2 protein-coding genes are annotated in these 2,121 nt (G+C 74.4%); one reads left to right on the top strand and one right to left on the bottom strand.

Features of this window, described 5'->3' with window-relative positions; genetic code table 11:
* The coding region (locus tag EJK15_RS69000; protein WP_240778148.1) for a glycerate kinase at positions 1-767 on the bottom strand (767 nt) is incomplete at its 3' end.
* Between the two features lie 364 nt (positions 768-1,131).
* On the opposite strand from EJK15_RS69000, the gene EJK15_RS68995 reads away from it, so the two are divergent.
* The coding region (locus tag EJK15_RS68995; protein ID WP_240778147.1) for a winged helix DNA-binding domain-containing protein at positions 1,132-2,121 on the top strand (990 nt) is incomplete at its 3' end.

Raw genomic sequence — 2,121 nt, 5'->3', positions numbered from 1 at the left:
GCCCCCGCCCCCGGCGCCCCCGCGACACCCATCGGCCGCGGCGTGTCATCGTGCTCGACCGCGCCCAGCAAGCCGTGCGTCCGCGTCGCCACCGCCGCCAGGCGGGACAGCGCCGCTTCCAGCGTCCTGACGTCCTCCGGGGTGGCGCCCTTCTGGGGCCCGTAGACGGCGGCGGCGCCGTGCGGGCCGAGCAGCGGGTTGTCCACGTCGCTCGCCACCACGAACTCAACGCCCGAAATATCCGTAAATCCCGAGATCTCAATCCGGTCCAAGGCCATCAGCGCGGCGCCGCCGCGAGGAAGCTCGTTGCCGTCGGCGTCCAGCAGCCGCGCGCCGAGGGCCTGCGCCATCCCCGCCCCCCCATCGGTGCACGCGCTGCCGCCCAGGCCGAGCACGACCCGCTTGGCCCCGCGCCGCACAGCGTCGGCGATCAGCTCGCCCGTGCCGTAACTGGTGGCGGTCAGCGGCTCGCGCTCGCCGGGCAGGCGGCGCAGCCCGGACGCCTCCGACAGCTCCACCACCGCCGTGCCGTCCGCGGGATGCCACGCGTACGAGGCCGGGATCCGCTCACCCGTCGGCCCGGTGACCTGGGCAGAGATCCGGCTGAAGCCGCAGGCCACGGCGGCGTCGACGGTGCCGTCACCGCCGTCGGCGACCGGCAGCTCCACCGTCGGCACGCCGAGCCCCGCCGACACCCGCCCGGCCACCTCGGCCGCCGTCAGCGACCCCTTGAACTTGTCGGGGGCCACCAGAACATGCTGAACCACTACGAACTCCCACACGATGATGAACAATGGCCGGACACGTCTTCCTGCCCGGTGCGAGCGGGCAGGAAGGCGTGACTCATCATCACATCCCGCACCGGAGCCGAGCCGCTCAGCCCGCCCCCGCAGAGCACCGGCCGCGGGATGGCCGCGCCCACAGCGCCCAGCATGGGGATCTGCCGTGCACCCCCGCATGATGGGCAGCACCTCGCTTGCCATGGGCCGCTCCAGAGTCCGGGGGGTGGCCTCCAGTGAAACAACACGGCCGCGCGCAAACCTATGCACGTGCCCATCAACCGGAGGCCGCTCAACGCGTCGCCAGGTGTGTGATCCTCCAGTTACGCTCATTCCGGAGAAGGGGGCGTTCGTGCGGATTTCTACGCGTCAGCGGCAGGCGAGGCTGGGCTCAAGGCACCGGCTGGCGGCCAAGGCGGCCACTCCGGAGGAGGCGGCGGCGTCCGTGGTGGCGCTGCACGGCACCGACCCGGCGACCGTGTTCCTGTCGGCGGGCGCGCGACTGACCGCCCCCGGCCCTGAGCCGGTCGAGCGGGCCCTGTACGCCGACCGCACGCTGGTGCGGATGACCGGCATGCGCCGCACGGTGTTCGTGGTCCCGGCCGAGCTGGTGCCGGTCGTCCACCACTCCTCGACGCTGGCGATCGCCCGCAGGGAGCGGAGGTCGCTGCTGAAGACGTTCGGGGAGGGCGGCTGGGACGAGGCCCGGCTCAAGGACGTCGAGGCGTCCGTGCTGCGGCTGCTGGCCGAGGCGGGCGAGGCGACGGCGGGCGAGCTGGGCGCGCTGGAGCCGCGGCTGCGCGAGCAGGTCAAGGTGGCCGCGGGCAAGCCGTACGAGGCGATGGTGAGCGTCGGGTCGCGACTGCTGGCGCTGATGGCGATGGACGGCGTGCTGGTGCGGTGCGGCCGCGCGTCCGGTACGTGGATCAACGGCCAGCACCGCTGGGGCCTGGCGCCGGAGCGCGCCGAGCCGGCGGTGCCCGACGCGCAGGCGGAGCTGGTGCGCCGGTGGCTGGCCGCGTTCGGGCCGGGCACGGAGGCCGACATCAAGTGGTGGACCGGCTGGACGCTGTCGGAGGTGCGCAGAGCCCTGCCCGCGGCCGGCGCGGTCGCGGTCGAGCTGGACGAGGGCATCGGCTACGTGCTGGCGGGCGACCTGGACGAGGTCGCCGAGCCGGAGCCGTGGGCGGCGCTGCTGCCCGCGCTCGACCCGACGCCGATGGGCTGGCAGGCCCGCGACTGGTACCTGCCGCCCGCCCACCGGGCCGAGCTGTTCGACCGCAGCGCGCACCCGGCCGCGCTCACCGCCGCGGGCCAGCGCTTCCAGCCGCTGCTGGAAGAC

The organism is Nonomuraea basaltis (assembly GCF_005893125.1).
Taxonomy (GTDB): Bacteria; Actinomycetota; Actinomycetes; order Streptosporangiales; family Streptosporangiaceae; genus Nonomuraea; species Nonomuraea basaltis.
Note: the sequence above shows the minus strand (reverse complement) of the source record. Positions and strands in the feature narration are given on the sequence as shown.